Consider the following 17155-nt stretch of genomic DNA (forward strand, 5'->3'; position numbering starts at 1 on the left):
ACGGCGAATTGGCCAAAGGCATAATGCCCCACTCCGTTCGAAAACGCGATAGGATCGTCGCTAACCGCATCACGCGGCAGCCGGAATCCTCCCATGAGCCAGCCGATCGCCAAACGCTTCCCCGCTCCTCCCATCGACACCCTGCCCGAAGACATCCGCACCCGCCTGCTCGCGGTGCAGCGCGTAGGATGGGTGGAGCGCAGCGATACCCATCATGACATGACCAGTCCGCTAGATGATGGGTTTCGCAAGGGCTCAACCCATCCTACGGGCTGCTCGGTAAGATGGGGGGATAATTGAGTTCCGATGGGATCTAATCTGACGTCCAGTCATCTTTGGCCGACCTCAGTAAATGAGCTAACGCTCATTTTTCGAGATGCGCTGTTGGCACTAATTCCGATAGCTGATCGCGCTCGCATGCAATGGCGAGAACCAAAGAACTACGATGATTGGGACTTGATAGCTCAATCGCTTTTTCAGTCGATCGTGGTGAGCTCGCTTGCACACGCTGAGCCACTGCAACCTTCATATAGGCTTCCAATATATGATGCCAGAATAGCAGACTACTCGGAAAGTAGTTTTCTAAGCACCTCTGCAGGTCCAACCGATCTTGCGTTTGTTTGTTTCGAAACTGATCAGTCACCTTTTGACTCAGCTGTGTTCGCGCGCTTGGACACTACTGGAAAAGTTATTCAGCTTGAACGTGAGAAAGTTGAACGCGTCTATTTTGTATTGTCCAGTCGTTCAACTGGATCAGTTGTTGTACAGGATAGCGTTCAAGTAGATTTATAAAATTGCGAAAATTGCGGTGACGGCGCGTAGGAACTACGGCGCCAGTCGTGGCTTCGCCGTTAGAGCTTGCTGGTATAACCGGCTGTCGTCGTAACCCCACTCCCGGAGGCCGCCCATGGCGAATTGGCCAAAGGCATAATCCTCCACTCCGTTCGAAAACGCGATAGGATCGCCCGGTGACCGCATCACGCGGCAGCCCGGAATCCCCCATGACCCAGCCAGTTGCAAAACGTTTCCCCGTTCCCTCCCTCGACACCCTGCCCGAGGACATCCGCACCCGGCTGCTCGCGGTGCAGGAAAAGTCCGGGTTCATTCCGAACGTGTTTTTGACGCTGGCGTACCGGCCGGACGAGTTTCGCGCGTTCTTTGCCTATCACGACGCGCTGATGGACAAGGAAGGCGGCCTGACCAAGGCCGAGCGCGAGATGATCGTGGTGGCGACCTCGAGCGCCAACCAGTGCCATTATTGCGTGATCGCGCATGGTGCGATCCTGCGCATCCGGGCGAAGAATCCGCAAATCGCCGACCAGATCGCGATCAATTACCGCAAGGCCGACATCACGCCCCGCCAGAAAGCGATGCTCGATTTCGCGATGAAGGTGAGCGCGCAGGCGCACACAGTTTCCGAGCAGGATTTTGCTGACGTGGCCAGCCACGGATTCAGCGACGACGACATCTGGGATATCGCCGCGATCGCGGCGTTCTTTGCGCTGTCGAACCGGATGGCCAACGTGACGGCGATGCGTCCGAACGACGAATTTTATCTGATGGGGCGGTTGCCGAAGTAGAGCGGATTGCTTGGCGCGTTTTTCACTTTAATCGCTTCATCCTTCGAGAAGGCGCTGCGCGCCTCCTCAGGATGAGGACCGAGCCCCGGGACCCTCATGGTGAGGAGCGCGGCAACGCCGCGCGTCTCGAACCATCAGGCACAGGAGAAAGAGCAACGACTCGAGCAACCCTCACCCCGCTTTAATCGTCCGACGCGGGTCCGCACCAGCCGGGCAAGTAAACCGCGTCCTTGCTTCTCGCGAGCACCAGGGCTTTTTCCATGGCTTTTGAAAAATCCTGGTTTACGCTCTTGGCCGTCATCCGGCGGCGCAGGAAATCGGCCCACAGGAATTCGCTGAACGGCGTGGTGTCCTTGGCGAAGCCGCCGGCGCGGCGCAATTCGCCGGCGAGGCTGCGGAACGGATCGTCCTTGAGATCGGTGACCGACTTCGGGATATCCTTGAAGTGCCGGCGCTCGCCCTTGGCGTCATAGGGATAGACCCAGCGCTTATTGTCCATCACGCCCCAGAACGCATCGCGCTGGACCATGGTGAGATCGCCGATCACGGTCACCAAAATGTCCTTCACGCCTTCGTCGTGCAGTGCGCGCGCCAGATGATGATGATCGACGACGTAATAGCGTTCGTCCGGTCCCTTGACCACCGGGATCATGTGCTTGCCCAGCGTCTTCGCCTGCTTTTTCGCCGATTTGGTCTCCCGCCAGCGCTTGCGCTTTTCCTTGACCTCCCGCAGTCCGACGGTCATCTGGGTCGGACGCAAAGAGAGAATTGGAATCGGCTTGATCAATGGTTCGCGCGTATTCGACATGACTTGAACCTCTGCCTTGAAACCCCGGTACGTGATCGCCAAAAATGCCTCTGCAATCTCCGCGATTATGGCATGATGGCGCGCGCGATCAAATGGCTTTACTTGTAGCAAAACAAGCCAAAATGGCATCGGTTTTGCGTCTGGCTACGCTCTTGACGATCAGGCGCGCACGATCTCCTAATCCGTTCACGCGCAGGAGATATACACAAGAGAACAGGCAAGATGGTCCAAAGCCAAAACGGGCGAAATTCGAAAACGCGGGTGGTCCGGTTTGGCAGCCGCGAGATCGTCACCGAAGGCCTTCATCTCACCTTCTGGGGAGATATCAGCCATCGCTGCATGACCGCCTCATGGCCGGCCTTCATCGGCGGCGCCGTGCTGGTGTTCATCGTCTTCAACGTGATTTTCGCCTCGTTCTACTGGCTCGGCAATCAGCCGATCTCGAACGTCCCTGCCGGCGATTATATCGACTATGTCTATTTCAGCATCGAGACGCTTTCGACCGCCGGTTACGGCGACATGCATCCGCAGACCCATTACGGACATTTCATCGCCGCGGTGGAGCTGTTTACGGGCATCTTTTCGATGTCGTTGATGACAGGACTGATCTTTGCCCGGTTCTCGCGGCCCAATGCGCGGCTGTTGTTCGCCGAACACCCGGTCATTTCCATCCACGAAGGCAAACCGACCCTGATGCTTCGCCTGGCCAATGAGCGTCACAACATCATCAGCAATGCCACAGCCAAATTGTGGTTGTTCAAGAACATGGTGAGCATGGAAGGTGAGCAGCTACGCCGGTTTTTCGAACTGCCATTGACGCAAAACCAGAATCCCGGTCTGGCGATCAGTTGGACGCTGTATCATGTGATCGACGAGAACAGCCCGCTGTACCAGATCAATGCGGAAGACCTCGCGAAGTTAAAGGCCGCACTCGCCGTCGTGGTGTCCGGTTATGATGTTGTTGCAGCGCAAACCATTCTCGGCCGCAGGGCCTACGAACATTACGAGATCCGGTTCGGGCACCGCTACGCGGATATCATCCGCACCTCGGAAGATGGCCGGCTTCGAATCGACTATGGCCGGTTCCATGAGACTTTGGAGGGATAGACCTCACCCTTTGGATGGATGGATTTTAGCGTCTCTGCCATGTCAACATTTTCTGGGAGACGCGTCGCAAGCGTGCTAATTTGGAAATCACGATGTCCCGGAGCTGGCAACAGTGAAGACCCAGCGGCCCATTATTTCGGCCTCTTCGGATGACGAGCACCGCGTGCTCCAATTCCGGCCGCGCGCGCAAACCCATACATCGGGCTCCCATACTCTGGGCTCCCATACACCCGGCTCCCATACGTCAGGCTCCCCTATGCCGGGCCAGATCAGAAACCTGATCGACCCGATCGAACAAGGCGGCCTGGCCAGGGATTTATCGCATTACGAACGCGACCGGGAAGAACCGGACGATTATCGCCACCGCATGCTCGCGAACATCGCGGCCTTTGCCTTTACCGTGGCCCTGATCTCGATCGGCATCTGGCTCGCCATGAGTATCGCGAGCCTGCGCCGGACCCAGGACTGCGTACTGATGGGGCTGCGCGACTGCGTGCGCATTTCCTCCCCTCGTACCTAGCAATATCCAGCAATTTTTGCCCCCCGAATCCGTTTTGTCCCCCCGGGCCGGACGGTCCAGCCGGGGCCGCCTCCATTGAACTCAGGGCGGCGCTCCGATATACGGGCACTCGACTCTGGGCGGTGGATGGGGCATTCCGGGGCGCTGTGGCCGCCTCTTCCGCCTCTCCCGAATTTATCCTCAATGTTTCAAAGGCTTAGTGATGTCATCCACATTCGATCAGGTCGCCACGATTATCGCTGAAACCTGCGACATCCCGCGCGACACGATCACGCCGGAGAGCCACGCCATCGACGATCTCGGGATCGACAGCCTCGATTTCCTCGATATCGCGTTCGCGATCGACAAGGCGTTCGGAATCAAGCTGCCGCTGGAAAAATGGACCCAGGAAGTCAACGACGGCAAGGCGACGACCGAGCAGTATTTCGTCCTGAAAAACCTGAGCGCCCGCATCGACGAATTGGTCGCGGCCAAGGGCGCGTAACCGCCCGCCATGCAGCTCGAATATTTCCATCTGATCGACCGGATTCTCGACCTCAACATCGCTGAGAAGACGATCACGGTCGAGGCACGCGTGCCGCAGCAAAGCACCATATTCGAGGGGCACTTCCCGGGCTATCCGATCATGCCCGGCGTGCTCCTGATCGAATCGATGGCGCAGACCTCCGGCTGGCTACTGCTCGGGCTGATGAAATTCGAGCGCATGCCGTTTCTGGCCGCGGTCAAGGAAGCCAAGATGCGCGGCTTCGTCTCTCCCGGAGAGGTGCTGACGATCGAAGCCAGCGTCCTGCACGAAGGCTCGGGTTATGCGATGACCGAAGCGAAGATCAAAATCCGCGGCAAGGTGAAGTGCAACGCGACGCTCACCTTCAGCCATGTCCCCTTCCCTCATCCGGATTTGCGCGGACACATGGATACGGTCGCCAAGCGTGTCGGCTTTCCGCAACAGGCCATCTCCCATGACTGAGACGAAATCTTCAAACCCGGGCGGCGTGGAAGTCTGGATCACCGGTATCGGTCTGGCCACTTCGCTTGGCGAGGGCCTCGATGCGCATTGGGACGCGCTCAATCAGCGGCGCATCAACGTCGATGAAAAGAATTTCGCGCCCTATATCGTTCACCCCTTTGCGCCGGTGAATTTCGACACCCAGATTCCCAAAAAGGGCGATCAGCGCCAGATGGAAGCCTGGCAGCGGATCGGCACCTATGCCGCTGGGCTGGCGCTGGAATCGGCCGGCATCAAGGGCAACAAGGAAATCCTGGCGCGGATGGATATGATCGTCGCCGCCGGCGGCGGCGAGCGCGATCTCGCGGTGGACAGCAACATTCTGAATTCGGAAGCCAAGGGCAATTCCGCGCCCGGGTTTCTCAACGAACGGCTGATGAACGATTTGCGCCCGACGCTGTTCCTGGCGCAATTGTCGAACCTCCTGGCCGGCAACATCGCCATCGTGCACGGCGTCACCGGATCGTCGCGAACCTTCATGGGCGAGGAAGCCGCGGGCGTCGATGCCGCACGGATCGCGCTGGCGCGTATCGCCGCCGGCCAGAGCGACATCGCGCTGATCGGTGGCTCGCAAAACGGCGAGCGCAAGGATCTGCTGGTCCTCTACGAATTCGGCAATTTCAACCTCACCGGTAAATTCACGCCGGTGTGGATGCGCGCTGAGAACAGCGGCTTTGCGCTGGGATCGGGCGGCGCATTTCTGGTCATCGAGTCCAGGGCTCACGCGGAAGCACGCGGCGCCAAGCCCTATGCGCGCCTGACCAACGTCGTGGCCGACATGGCCCGCCGCAAGCAGCCCGGCGAGGTCAAGGCAACGCTGGAACGGCTGTGGTCCAAGGTCGGCAAGCTTGAAAATGACGGCGCCATCATCACCGGCGCGACCGGGGCTGAGCCGGCGACGTCGGAAGAGCAGGCGTTTCTGGGCGAGCATCCGGGCTTTGCCGTGCGGGCCACCGGCACCACGTTTGGGCACACCATGGAGACCCAATTTCCGCTGGGTCTCGCGCTCGCCGCACTTTCGATCTCGCGCGGCAAGCTGTTTTCGCCCAACGATCCCTCCGGGCTGGAGGTTGAAATGTCCACGCCGCCGACCCAGATTGTAGTGATCGGGGCCGGTCACTGGCGGGGCGAAGGCATGGCTCTGGTCGAAGCGATCAAGTGAGCGCGACGCTCAACCGACGGGGAAAACATGACAACTACGCGCGATAAATTCGGCCGACCGATCGTCGTCGTCACCGGCATGGGCGTCGTGACCTCTCTCGGTTCCGGCAAGGCCGACAATTGGAAAAAACTCACCGCCGGCGAATCCGGCATCCGGACCATCACGCGTTTCCCCACCGACGGGTTGAAGACGACGATGGCCGGAACGGTCGATTTCATCCCGGTTGAACCGTTCTCATCGACGGACTTGTCTGAACGGCTCGGCGAGGTCGCCGCCGAGGAAGCCATTGCCCAGGCCGGCATCGGCAGCAAGAACGATTTTCCAGGACCGCTGTTTCTCGCGGTGGCGCCGGTCGAGGTCGAGTGGCCGCAGCGCCAGGAACTCGGCCGCGCGATCGGCGCGAGTTCGGAAGTCGATTACGACGCCATGCTGCGGGTCAGCGGCGGCGGCAGGTTCTCGCAATATCACCGGCGTTTCCTGTTCGGCTCGGTTGCCGATCATCTCGCCGAGAAGTTTGGCACCAAGGGGTCGCCGATTTCGCTGTCCACCGCATGCGCGTCCGGCGCCAGCGCGATCCAGCTCGGCGTCGAAGCCATTCGCCGCGGCGAAGCGGATGCGGCGCTTTGCGTGGCCACCGACGGCTCGGTCAACCCCGAAGCCTTGATCCGGTTCTCATTGCTGTCGGCGCTGTCGACCCACAACGATCCGCCCGAGGCGGCGGTGCGGCCATTCTCCAAGAACCGCGATGGTTTCGTAATGGCGGAAGGCGCCGGCGCCCTGGTGCTGGAAAGCTATGAAGCCGCGACCGCGCGCGGTGCGAAGATTCTCGGTATTATCGCCGGCTGCGGCGAACTCGCCGACTCGTTCCACCGCACCCGCTCCAGTCCCGACGGCAAGCCGATCATCGGCTGCGTGCGCAACGCGTTGTCCGACGCCGGCATCGTTTCAGACCAGATCGACTACATCAATGCGCATGGCACCGGCACGCCGGAAAACGACAAGATGGAATATCTCGGTATCTCTTCGGTGTTCGGTGAGCGCGCCAAGCAAATCCCGGTGTCCTCCAACAAGTCGATGGTCGGGCACACCCTCTCCGCCGCGGGCGCGGTGGAAGCAGTGTTCTCGCTGCTGACGCTCGAGCACCAGCGGATTCCGCCGACCATCAATTACGACATTCCGGATCCCGCTATTCCCTTCGACGTCGTTCCCAACAAGGCCCGCGACGCCCGCGTCACCGCCGTGATGTCGAATTCGTTCGGCTTCGGCGGCCAGAATGCCTCGCTGATCCTGACGCGCGAACCGGTTTAACCGGCAGCGCATGGCACGCCGAAAACTATCCGGCCAGATCGTCGTTGGTTTCTGATGCATCCCCTGCTACTTCGCACCAAGGCCCGTATTCGCGACGCGGCCAAGCCGATCAGCGCCGCCATTGTTGGCGCCCTGACCATCGGGCTGTTGCGTACCACGCGCTATTTCGATCCGATCAAGACCGCCGATCTGTTCGCCCGCATCGCGCAGCGTATCGGTCCCCTGACGCGCGAACAGAAAACAGCCCGCGCCAACCTGACGGCCGCGTTCCCGGAAAAATCACCCGAAGAGATCGAGACCATTCTGGCCGGTGTCTGGGACAATCTCGGCCGCTACGGCGCCGAATTCGCCCATCTGGATCATGTCTGGGAGCATGATCCCGCGCATCCTGAAAACAGCCGCATCGAAATCCAGCAACGCACCCACGAATTGTTCGCGCAACTGCGGCTCGACGGCAAACCGGCGCTGATCTTTTCGAGTCATCTCGGCAGCTTTGAGCTCGCCGCTTTGGCCGCGGTCGCACACGGCCTCGATGCCGCCGTGCTGTTTCGCCGCCCCAACATCGCTTCGGCCGACCGCATCATCCAGGATATCCGCTCGGTGAAGATGGGCACGCTGATCCCGGCCGGCCGCGATGCCCCGCTCCGGCTGGCGGACGCGCTGCAAAAGGGTCAGCACGTCGCCATCCTGGTCGACCAGTATTTTACCAATGGCGTCGATGTCACCTTCTTCGGCCGCAAGACCAAGGCGAACCCGACGCTGGCGCGGTTGCTGCGGCAGATCGAATGTCCGATCCATGGTGTGCGCATTATCCGCCTGCCGGGACATCGTTTTCGCGCCGAACTTTCCGAAGAAATCCCGCCGGTGCGCGACGCCGCAGGCCAGATCGACGTTCAGGGCACGATGCAGGCGATCACATCCGTGGTCGAAGGCTGGATCCGCGAATATCCGGATCAATGGTGGTGGGTGCATCGTCGCTGGCGGTGACGTTTTGTAGCCCGGATGAGTTCGTAGCCCGCATGAGCGAAGCGATATGCGGGGCCGGTCTCTGAGTATTCCCGCATGTCGCTTGCGCTCATGCGGGCTACGCTCGGTCACCGTCCCGTCTTCACTTTGGTCCAGAGCCGGTTGATGACGCGCTGGGTCGCGGGATCGCGCGCGGTGATCACGAACAGCTTTGCCAGCGTCGCGTCATCCGGATAAATGTTCTTGTCGCCGAGGATTTTCGGAGCGACCAGTTTCTGGCTCGCCAGATTGCCGTTGGCGTAGGACAGAAAATCGGTGTTCTTTGCGGCCACTTCAGGCCGGTAGAGATAATCGATCAGCGCATAGGCCTCGCTGAGATTCTTTGCATCGGCCGGGATCGCGAGATTGTCGAAAAACATCTGCGCACCCTCTTTCGGAATGGCGTAGCCGATCTCGATATTGTTTTTCGCTTCCTCGGCGCGGCCGCGCGCCTGCATGATGTCGCCCGACCAGCCCACCACCAGACAAATCTCGCCGGTGGCGAGCGCGCTCAGATATTCCGAGGAATGAAACTTGCGCACATAGGGCCTGATCCTGGTGACGAGATCGGCGGCTTTTTCCAGGTCCGGCTGTTTGGTCGAATTCGGATCGAGCCCGAGATAGCTTAATGCCGCGGGGAAAATATCATCGGCGGAATCCAGCATATGGATGCCGCAGTCCTTGAATTTCGCGAGGTTCTCCGGCTTGAAGACGATGTCCCAACTGTCGATTTTGCCATCGGCGCCGAGGATCTTCTGCACCATCTTGACGTTGTAGCCGATGCCGGTTGTGCCCCACATATAATTGGCGGCGAACTGGTTGCCGGGGTCATAGATCGCGAGTTGTTTGGTCACCACCGGCCAGGCATTGGCGAGGTTCGGGAGCTTCGACTTGTCGAGCTTCTGGAAAATATTGGCCGCGATCTGGCGCTGCAGGAAATAGGCGGTGGGAACGACCACGTCGTAGCCCGACTTTCCCGCGAGCAACCGGGTCTCCAGCGTCTCATTGGCGTCGAAGGTGTCGTAGACCACCTTGATGCCGGTTTCCTTGGTGAAATCCTCGAGCACACCAGGCGCGACGTAGTTCGACCAATTGTAGAAATTGACGGTGCGTTCCTGCGCCATGGCAGGCGACGAAAGCAACGCAAAGATCGCGACCACCCTTCGGACTAGAACGCCGGTCGATCCGCGTATCATTTCTCTTATTTCCTAGCGGCGGTGCACCGCGTCCGACAGACGCTCCAGCGCGGTATCGAGGGTGGAGTCCTTTTTGGCAAAACAGAACCGCACCACCGATGTCACCGCGTCCTGCTCATAGAACGCCGACACCGGAATGGCCGCGACCTTGTAGTCGGTCACGATACGGCGGCAGAACGCCTCATCGGTCTCGTTGAGACCCAGCGGCGACAGATCGACCGTCAGAAAATAAGTACCCTGCGATGGCAGAACCGGAAAGCCGATGCGCTGCAATCCTTGCGTGAGGCGATCGCGGCTGCGCGCCAGCTCCTTGCGCATGGTGAGGAAATAGTCCGCTGGCTTGCCGAGCCCATAGGCCACCGCAACTTGCAGGTTGGGTGCCGTAGTGAATGTGAGAAACTGGTGCACCTTCGCGGCAACCCGCAGCAGCGGCGGTGCGGCGCAGACAAAGCCGATCTTCCAGCCGGTCAGCGAAAAAATCTTGCCGGCCGAACCAACCTTGATGGTCCGGTCGCGCATCCCCGGAATGGTGATCAGCGGAATGTGCTCTCGGCCATCAAAAATCACATGCTCCCAGACCTCGTCGCAGATCGCGATCGTATCGAACTTCTGACAGAACCGCGCCAGCAACTCCAAATCCTCGCGCGGATAGACCACGGCGGCGGGATTGAGCGGATTGTTGAACAGGACGGCCTTGGTCTTGTGGTTGAAGACGCCTTGCAACGCCTCCTCCGTCAACCGCCAATGCGGCGGCTCGAGACGCACCAGACGCGGGATGCCGCCTGCCTGACGGATGATCGGCAAATAAGAATCGTACACGGGCTGGAAAACAACCACTTCGTCGCCGGGCTCAACCACCGCCAGGATCGCCGAAGTCAGCGCTTCCGTGCCGCCGGAGGTCACCATCACCTCCGTCATCGGATCGAGTGTCAGGTTGTGCCAGCGCCCGTAATGGGCCGCGATCGCCTGCCGCAATTCCGGAATACCCATCATCGAGGGGTATTGGTTATTGCCGTCCATCACGGCGTCTGCAGCGGCGCGGCGAATATCCTCCGGGCCGGGATCGTCCGGAAAGCCCTGGCCGAGATTGATCGCGTTATTGTCGCGCGCGAGCTGCGACATCGCCTCGAAGATCGTGACGGGCAGATCCGCGAAAACCTTGTTCATGGAAGTGGTGTTCTTGGACGGCGTATTGTTGGAAGGCGTATTGTTAGAAGTCATTTTTGTAGAAGTCCTGGGAAGGATCAGCCGCCGGTCCTGGTCGGCAATCCCGCCGCTTGCCACGCCAGCATGCCGCCGGCCAGATGCTTGTCATAAGCAAGGCCACCGGCCTGCGCGGCCAGCGACGCCGTCACGGAGCGTTTTCCGGACCGGCAGGCGAAAACCACTTCTTTGCCCTTGGGGTCGGGAATGTCCCTGGGATCGAAGGTCGAAAGCGGAACCACCACCGCGCCGGGATAGGCAACCACGGCAACTTCGTTCGGCTCGCGGACGTCGACCAGAAGGTAGCGTCCCTCGGTCATGCCCTTCGATACTTCTTCCGGTGTCAAATCGTGAACCTGATGATCCGCCACTCAAACTCTCCCTACGGCCGCCATGGGTGGCGTGTGTCGTCTATTGCGACAAACTCGCCTCTCGCGCGATGAAAATCAAGCGCCGCAGAGGCGTTCGTGATCAGACGGTCACCTGCGTACCAACCTCGACCACCCGTCCGCTCGGAATCTGGAAATAGTCGGTCGCATCGTTGGCGGTACGGCTCAGCGCAATAAAGAGATGATCCTGCCAGCGCGGCATGCCCGAATGCGCGGCCGGCTTCAGCGCGCGCCGCGACAGGAAGAACGAGGTCGACATGATATCGAACTGCCAGCCGAGCTTGCGGGCGATTGCCAGAGCCTTCGGCACGTTGGGCGATTCCATAAAGCCGAACCGCAGCGTCACCTTGGAGAAGGTCTTGCTGATCTCCTCCAGCCGTACCCGCTCGGTCAGATCGACCCGAGGCGTCGGTGCGATTTCGATGGTGAGAATAACATTCTTCTCATGCAGCACTTTGTAGTGCTTCAGACTATGCATCAGCGCAGTCGGGGCGCTGACGGGATCGCTGGTCAGGAACACGGCCGTGCCGGAGACGCGCTGCGGCGGACGCTTTTCCAGCATCGCGACCAAGTCGGCCAGCGGAAACTCCAGCTTGCGCGATTTCTCGAACAACAGCCGGCTGCCGCGCCGCCATGTGTACATCAGCAGCATCACGACCGCACCCAGCGCCAGCGGCACCCAGCCGCCCTCCAGCACCTTCAAGAGGTTGGCAGCGAGGAATGTCAGGTCGAGGAACAGAAACGGCGCAATCAGCGCTGCAGCCGCGAACGGCGACCACTTCCAGACCCGCCAGATCACGACAAAGCCCATCATGCCCGTGACCACCATGGTCCCGGTTACGGAGATGCCGTAGGCCGACGCCAGCGCGCTTGAAGAGCGGAACATCAATACCAGCAACACCACGCTGATCAGCAGGAGCCGGTTGATGCGCGGAATATAGATCTGGCCGGAATGGGCTTCCGAGGTATGGCGGATTTCGAACCTCGGCAACAGGCCGAGCTGAACGGCCTGACGGGTCAACGAATAGGCGCCGGTGATCACGGCCTGGCTCGCGATCACGGTCGCCAATGTCGCGAGACAGACCATCGGCAGCAAGGCCCAGTCCGGGAACATCAGGAAGAAGGGGTTTTCGATCGCCTTGGGATCGCCGATCACCAGCGCACCCTGCCCGAGATAATTCAGCGCCAGCGACGGCAGCACGATGAAAAGCCATGCGGTCTGGATCGGCCGTTTGCCGAAATGGCCCAAATCGGCATAGAGCGCCTCGGCGCCGGTAACGGCGAGAAACACCGCGCCCAGCGTCACGAAACCGATGATGCCGTGATGGAGCATGAACGAAACGGCAAACAGCGGATTGAGCGCCCGCAAGATCTCGGGGTGCTGCATGATCGGCGTAATCGACGCGATCGCAATGACGGCGAACCAGATGCACATCACGGGCCCGAAGAACGCCGCAACACGCGCGGTGCCGCGCGATTGCGCCGCGAACAGCACAAATAGAATGACCACCGTCAGCGGCACCACATAGGGATCGAAGGCCGAGGTGACGAGCTTGATGCCTTCGATCGCCGACAGCACCGACAGCGCGGGCGTGATCACCGCGTCACCATAAAACAGCGCGCCGCTGACGATGCCGAGCAGAACGATGGCGCTGGCGCCCTTGGTGACCGCGCGCTGCGCCAGCGCCATCAGCGCCAGCGTGCCGCCCTCGCCGTTGTTGTCGGCGCGCAAAAGGATCAGCACATATTTGAGGGTCACCACGATAATCAGCGCCCACAGGATCAGCGAAACGACCCCGAGCACCGCCTGGATATCGAGCACGCCCGAAGCGCCACCGGCCGCCACCACCGCCTCGCGCAACGCGTACAGCGGGCTGGTGCCGATATCGCCATAGACGACGCCGATGCTGCCGATCAGGAGCGCCTTGAAGCCGGCGGTAGAATGGACATCGCCATGGCCATCGGCCGCCGCCGTTTCCGGAGCGGGAACTACAACATCACTGGTCATGGAAGTGGAGGCCTCAAATGCTTCACCGCACCATAGCAAAGCGAGCAGGCTTATAGCTCTGCGCTCTGGGCATAGCCTACCTCGTTTTTAGAGCTTGGCCATGCAAAAATGCATATTTGTTTAGTTAGATTGTCACTCGGTCGGATGGTCGCTGAGATAGTCACTCAAATAGTCACTTGGGTCCCGACTTCGACCACCCGCCCTGTCGGAATCTGGAAGTAGTCGGTGGCATCGTTCGCGGCCCGGCTTAGCGCGATAAACAAGTGATCCTGCCATTTCGGCATCCCGGACTGGGCGGATGGTTTCAGCGAGCGCCGTGAGACGAAAAACGACGTCGACATGATATCGAATTGCCAGCCGAGCTTGCGGGCGATCACCAGCGCCTTGGGCACGTTCGGGGATTCCATGAAACCGAAACGCAGCCGGACGATCGCAAATTTGTCGCTGAGCGTTTCCATCCGCACACGCTCGGACAAATCGACCCGCGGCGTCTGCGCGGTTTCGATGGTCAGGATGACGTTGTGCTCGTGAAGCACCTTGTTGTGTTTCAGATTATGCAGCAGCGCCGTGGGTACGGAGCTGGGGTCACTGGTCAGGAAAACCGCGGTGCCCTTGACGATGTGAGGCGGCCGTTTTTCGAGGCTTTTGATCAAATCCGTCAGCGGAACTTCGATCCGCCGCGTCTTGGCCATCAGGATGACGGTACCCCGGCGCCAGGTCCATATCATGATCGCCATGGTCAGGCCGAACAGCAGCGGCACCCAGGCTCCCTCGAACAACTTCAAAAGGTTTGCGCTGAAGAACGTCATGTCGACGACGACGAACGGCACAATCAACGCGGCGGCCGTGGCCGCGCGCCAATTCCACAACTTCCAGATCACCACGAAACCCATAATGCCGTCGGCGACCATGGTCGTGGAAACGGCAATGCCATAGGCGGAAGCCAGTCCGCTGGAGCTGCGAAACAGCAAGACCAGCAGCAAGACGCCAGTCAGCAATAACGAGTTCACGCGCGGCAGATAAATCTGTCCGGCATGCGTTTCCGAGGTGTAACGGACCTCGAAGCGCGGCAGCAGACCGAGTTGCACCGCCTGCCGCGTCAGCGAATACGCCCCGGTGATGACCGCCTGGCTTGCGATCACCGTCGCCGCGGTGGCCAGCACGATCAGCGGCAGCAGCAGTATCTCGGGAACCATCCGGTAGAACGAGTTTTCGATCGCCGCCGGATTGGAAAGCACCAGTGCGCCCTGACCGAAATAATTGATCAGAAGCGAGGGCAGCACGAAATAGAGCCAGCCGGCCTGGATCGGCTTGCGCCCGAAATGACCCAAATCGGCATAAAGCGCCTCACCGCCCGTCACCGCGAGAAACACCGCGCCCAATGTCACCAATCCCACGGTCCCGTGCGACAGCAGGAAGTGAATGGCGTACCAGGGATTGATGGCCACCAGCACCGATGGATCGTCGTTGATATTGATCAGGCCCATCACCGCCAGCGCGGTAAACCAGACGATCATGACCGGCCCGAAGGCCGAGGCGACGCGGGCCGTGCCGCTGCTCTGAACCGAGAACAGCACAACCAGGATGAAAACTGTCAACGGAATGACGTAGTGCTCCAGCGCCGGGGCTGCGAGCTTGAGACCTTCGACCGCGGATAGCACCGAAATCGCCGGCGTAATCATCGAATCGCCGATGAACATCGAAGCGCCAACGACACCCATCGCCAGCAGCGGCCAGCTTCTCCGGCCGAGCGCCCGTTGACCGAGCGCCATCAGCGAAAGCGTGCCGCCCTCGCCGTTATTGTCGGCGCGCAGCAGCAGCAGAACGTATTTCGCGGTGACGACGATAAAGAGCGCCCACAGGATTAGTGACAGCACCCCGAGAACAATGACCCGCGTGACCGGCTGGCCCTGCGCCGCGCCGGCCACAGCCTCGCGAAACGCATACAAGGGTGACGTTCCGATATCGCCGAAGACGACACCGATACTTCCCAGCGTCAGGGCCCAAAAGCGCGTTTTGACCGGCCCGTCCCGGGCTTCGGTGGATGTGACGCTGACAGCCATGATGATGAGAAAACACTCGATCGGTTGATTTGATCCGGGCCGGACTTCGACGCTTCTTAAAAGCCTGTCAGCGAACGACCATAGCATGGCGCTTCATGCCAAGGGCTCCCTAGCACGGCGACTCCACCAGATAAATATGGTATAATAATACTTGTCCGATTACGGCTTCATATCCGGCGGAAGCGGCGGATCTTCGCGCATCAGCGTGATGGTCACGCGGCGGTTCGCCGACAGCGAAGGATCGTCGGGAAATAGCGGCTGGGTGTCGGCCTTTCCCGAGACCGCAAAGATGTGGGCGGGCTGCAGCCCTTCCCGTTCGAGAATCTGACGCACCGCATTGGCCCGATCCGCAGAGAGATCGAACGCGCCATAATCGCTTTGCGACGGCACAAAGCCCGCGGCAGTGTGACCGACGATGGAGATGCGCAGCGGCGTCGCCTTGAGCGGTCCGGCCAGTTTCTCGATCAGCCGGCGGGTGCGCTCATAGGGCACCTTCGAACCATCGGCAAACATCGACCGGCCGTCCTGATCGACGATTTCCAGATTGAGACCCTCTTTGGTCTCTTCAAACATGATGTGCTTGGAAATTTCGGTCAGTTCCGGCATGTCCTGCAGCGCCTGGCGCAGCGATGCGGAGGCCAGCGCGAATTCGCGATCGACTTTAATGCGGGCACCGGCGGTGCGGTTGCGATCCTGCTGATCGGGGGTCGGCGTATTGGACGCATCCTCCGGCGAGATATGCGCGGCGTTCTTCAGCTTCGGTCGCGTCGGCAGACCATCGGATTCGATGATGCCGGAATAGCGCGCCTCGGTCTGCACGCCGAAAGCATCGCGCATCGAGCCGGCGACGATCTTGAGCTTGTTGTTGTCCATGGTGGAAAACGCGACGAGCATCACGAAGAAGCTCATCATCAGGCCCATCAAATCGGCGAAGGTCACGAACCAGCCGTGTCCTCCGCCATGTGCGTCGCCGCGTTTTTTCTTGGCCATGTTTGGTTTTCCGGACCGGAATCAGACGTGTTACGCCGGGACCGGCTCGGCTTCCTCATGGCGATGTTTTTCCGGCAGGTACGCCAGCAGCATTTCGCGCACCAGTGTCGGGCTCTTGGAGTCGCGGATCATCAGGATGCCGTCGATGATCAGCGTGCGATTGGTTTCCTCGTCGAGCAGCTTGCCGTGCAGTTTGTCGGCAAGCGGCAGACAAAACAGGTTGGCGACCAGCGCGCCGTACAGCGTCGCCAACAGCGCCGTCGCCATGAACGGGCCGAGCTTGGAGGGGTCGGTCATGTTGGCGAACATCTGCACCATGCCGATCAGGGTGCCGATCATGCCGAACGCCGGGGCGCAGTCGCCGATGGCGCGGTAGATCTTGCTGCCCTCGTCGAGATGCATCAGGAAGTTGTCGCGATCGCGCTCCAGATTGTCGCGGATGAATTCGAGATCGTAGCCGTCGGCGACATATCGAATGCCCTTGGCGAGGAACGGTTCGTCGGTTTCGACTTTTTCCAGGCCGACCGGCCCCTGCTTGCGGGCGATTTCCGCGATGCGGGCCAATTCGTCAACCAGGTCGCGGGCCGACAGCCGGCTCATCGTAAAGGCGAACTTCGCACCCAGCGGAAGACCGTGCAGCATCACGCCGAGCGGAAAGCGGATCATGGTGGCGGCGATCGAACCGCCGAAGATGATGATGACCGCGTGCTCGCTCCAGAACATCTCCAGATTACCACCCATCAACATGATGAGGGTGATGACACCAAAGCCGCACGCGAGCCCGACGCTCGTCATGATATCCATGGGAAA

The 17155-nt window shown here is 60.2% G+C and carries 17 protein-coding genes; 9 read left to right on the forward strand and 8 right to left on the reverse strand.

Features of this window, described 5'->3' with window-relative positions; genetic code table 11:
- The first annotated feature begins 93 nt into the window (after window positions 1-93).
- Together HB676_RS10620 and HB676_RS10625 are read left to right on the forward strand one after the other, a co-directional pair.
- Window positions 94-300 carry a hypothetical protein gene (locus HB676_RS10620; RefSeq protein ID WP_213737739.1) on the forward strand — a complete coding sequence of 69 codons (207 nt, stop codon included), beginning with the start codon at window positions 94-96 and terminating at the stop codon, window positions 298-300.
- A gap of 701 nt (window positions 301-1001) precedes the next feature.
- Window positions 1002-1580 (forward strand): peroxidase-related enzyme, encoded by a 579-nt coding sequence (locus HB676_RS10625; RefSeq protein WP_213737740.1) that lies wholly within the window; start codon window positions 1002-1004, stop codon window positions 1578-1580.
- A 181-nt stretch (window positions 1581-1761) separates the two neighbouring features.
- Here the strand turns inward: HB676_RS10625 and HB676_RS10630 are convergent, their stop codons facing one another.
- Window positions 1762-2388 (reverse strand): ParB-like protein, encoded by a 627-nt coding sequence (locus HB676_RS10630; RefSeq protein ID WP_213737741.1) that lies wholly within the window; start codon window positions 2386-2388, stop codon window positions 1762-1764.
- Between the two features lie 222 nt (window positions 2389-2610).
- Between HB676_RS10630 and HB676_RS10635 the strand changes: the two genes are divergently transcribed.
- The 7 genes from HB676_RS10635 to HB676_RS10665 all read left to right on the forward strand — a co-directional run bounded on the left by HB676_RS10635 (window position 2611) and on the right by HB676_RS10665 (window position 8478).
- A complete protein-coding gene (locus tag HB676_RS10635) occupies window positions 2611-3495 on the forward strand; it encodes an ion channel (RefSeq protein WP_213737742.1) in 885 nt (294 codons plus the stop codon).
- Between the two features lie 112 nt (window positions 3496-3607).
- Window positions 3608-4015, forward strand: a complete 408-nt coding sequence (locus HB676_RS10640; RefSeq protein WP_213737743.1) for a hypothetical protein — start codon at window positions 3608-3610, stop codon at window positions 4013-4015.
- A 202-nt stretch (window positions 4016-4217) separates the two neighbouring features.
- Window positions 4218-4499 (forward strand): acyl carrier protein, encoded by a 282-nt coding sequence (locus HB676_RS10645; protein WP_002711294.1) that lies wholly within the window; start codon window positions 4218-4220, stop codon window positions 4497-4499.
- A gap of 9 nt (window positions 4500-4508) precedes the next feature.
- A complete protein-coding gene (locus HB676_RS10650) occupies window positions 4509-4982 on the forward strand; it encodes a 3-hydroxyacyl-ACP dehydratase FabZ family protein (protein WP_213737744.1) in 474 nt (157 codons plus the stop codon).
- On the forward strand, window positions 4975-6183 hold the full coding sequence (locus HB676_RS10655) for a beta-ketoacyl-ACP synthase (RefSeq protein WP_213737745.1): 1209 nt from the start codon (window positions 4975-4977) through the stop codon (window positions 6181-6183). Before HB676_RS10650 ends, HB676_RS10655 begins: the two co-directional genes overlap by 8 nt.
- Before the next feature lie 27 nt (window positions 6184-6210).
- Window positions 6211-7491: a beta-ketoacyl-ACP synthase gene (locus HB676_RS10660; protein WP_213737746.1), complete on the forward strand. Its 1281-nt coding sequence runs from the start codon at window positions 6211-6213 to the stop codon at window positions 7489-7491.
- Window positions 7492-7545: 54 nt separating this feature from the next.
- Window positions 7546-8478: a lipid A biosynthesis lauroyl acyltransferase gene (locus HB676_RS10665; protein ID WP_213737747.1), complete on the forward strand. Its 933-nt coding sequence runs from the start codon at window positions 7546-7548 to the stop codon at window positions 8476-8478.
- 107 nt (window positions 8479-8585) lie between these two features.
- Here HB676_RS10665 and HB676_RS10670 read toward each other — a convergent pair whose 3' ends face one another.
- The 7 genes from HB676_RS10670 to HB676_RS10700 all read right to left on the reverse strand — a co-directional run bounded on the left by HB676_RS10670 (window position 8586) and on the right by HB676_RS10700 (window position 17149).
- Window positions 8586-9692: a polyamine ABC transporter substrate-binding protein gene (locus HB676_RS10670; RefSeq protein WP_213737748.1), complete on the reverse strand. Its 1107-nt coding sequence runs from the start codon at window positions 9690-9692 to the stop codon at window positions 8586-8588.
- 12 nt (window positions 9693-9704) lie between these two features.
- A complete protein-coding gene (locus HB676_RS10675; RefSeq protein ID WP_213737855.1) occupies window positions 9705-10859 on the reverse strand; it encodes an aminotransferase in 1155 nt (384 codons plus the stop codon).
- A 77-nt stretch (window positions 10860-10936) separates the two neighbouring features.
- Window positions 10937-11215: a rhodanese-like domain-containing protein gene (locus HB676_RS10680; protein ID WP_218625703.1), complete on the reverse strand. Its 279-nt coding sequence runs from the start codon at window positions 11213-11215 to the stop codon at window positions 10937-10939.
- Window positions 11216-11366: 151 nt separating this feature from the next.
- Entirely contained in the window at window positions 11367-13292 is a 1926-nt protein-coding gene (locus HB676_RS10685) for a potassium transporter Kup (RefSeq protein WP_213737750.1), read from the reverse strand.
- Between the two features lie 164 nt (window positions 13293-13456).
- Entirely contained in the window at window positions 13457-15355 is a 1899-nt protein-coding gene (locus tag HB676_RS10690) for a potassium transporter Kup (RefSeq protein WP_213737751.1), read from the reverse strand.
- A gap of 159 nt (window positions 15356-15514) precedes the next feature.
- A complete protein-coding gene (locus HB676_RS10695; protein ID WP_213737752.1) occupies window positions 15515-16345 on the reverse strand; it encodes a flagellar motor protein MotB in 831 nt (276 codons plus the stop codon).
- A 30-nt stretch (window positions 16346-16375) separates the two neighbouring features.
- A complete protein-coding gene (locus HB676_RS10700) occupies window positions 16376-17149 on the reverse strand; it encodes a MotA/TolQ/ExbB proton channel family protein (RefSeq protein ID WP_213737753.1) in 774 nt (257 codons plus the stop codon).
- Window positions 17150-17155 lie beyond the last annotated feature (6 nt).

It is taken from the genome of Bradyrhizobium sp. dw_411, from assembly GCF_018449695.1.
Classification (GTDB): Bacteria; Pseudomonadota; Alphaproteobacteria; order Rhizobiales; family Xanthobacteraceae; genus Bradyrhizobium.

Excerpts from the sequence above, each read along its gene's own strand:
- HB676_RS10620 (WP_213737739.1), top strand. The coding sequence starts at position 94 with ATGAGCCAGCCGATCGCCAAACGCTTCCCCGCTCCTCCCATCGACACC.
- HB676_RS10625 (WP_213737740.1), top strand. The coding sequence starts at position 1,002 with ATGACCCAGCCAGTTGCAAAACGTTTCCCCGTTCCCTCCCTCGACACC.
- HB676_RS10630 (WP_213737741.1), bottom strand. The coding sequence starts at position 2,388 with ATGTCGAATACGCGCGAACCATTGATCAAGCCGATTCCAATTCTCTCT.
- HB676_RS10635 (WP_213737742.1), top strand. The coding sequence starts at position 2,611 with ATGGTCCAAAGCCAAAACGGGCGAAATTCGAAAACGCGGGTGGTCCGG.
- HB676_RS10645 (WP_002711294.1), top strand. The coding sequence starts at position 4,218 with ATGTCATCCACATTCGATCAGGTCGCCACGATTATCGCTGAAACCTGC.
- HB676_RS10650 (WP_213737744.1), top strand. The coding sequence starts at position 4,509 with ATGCAGCTCGAATATTTCCATCTGATCGACCGGATTCTCGACCTCAAC.
- HB676_RS10655 (WP_213737745.1), top strand. The coding sequence starts at position 4,975 with ATGACTGAGACGAAATCTTCAAACCCGGGCGGCGTGGAAGTCTGGATC.
- HB676_RS10660 (WP_213737746.1), top strand. The coding sequence starts at position 6,211 with ATGACAACTACGCGCGATAAATTCGGCCGACCGATCGTCGTCGTCACC.
- HB676_RS10665 (WP_213737747.1), top strand. The coding sequence starts at position 7,546 with ATGCATCCCCTGCTACTTCGCACCAAGGCCCGTATTCGCGACGCGGCC.
- HB676_RS10670 (WP_213737748.1), bottom strand. The coding sequence starts at position 9,692 with ATGATACGCGGATCGACCGGCGTTCTAGTCCGAAGGGTGGTCGCGATC.
- HB676_RS10675 (WP_213737855.1), bottom strand. The coding sequence starts at position 10,859 with ATGAACAAGGTTTTCGCGGATCTGCCCGTCACGATCTTCGAGGCGATG.
- HB676_RS10680 (WP_218625703.1), bottom strand. The coding sequence starts at position 11,215 with ATGACCGAGGGACGCTACCTTCTGGTCGACGTCCGCGAGCCGAACGAA.
- HB676_RS10685 (WP_213737750.1), bottom strand. The coding sequence starts at position 13,292 with ATGACCAGTGATGTTGTAGTTCCCGCTCCGGAAACGGCGGCGGCCGAT.
- HB676_RS10690 (WP_213737751.1), bottom strand. The coding sequence starts at position 15,355 with ATGGCTGTCAGCGTCACATCCACCGAAGCCCGGGACGGGCCGGTCAAA.
- HB676_RS10695 (WP_213737752.1), bottom strand. The coding sequence starts at position 16,345 with ATGGCCAAGAAAAAACGCGGCGACGCACATGGCGGAGGACACGGCTGG.
- HB676_RS10700 (WP_213737753.1), bottom strand. The coding sequence starts at position 17,149 with ATGGATATCATGACGAGCGTCGGGCTCGCGTGCGGCTTTGGTGTCATC.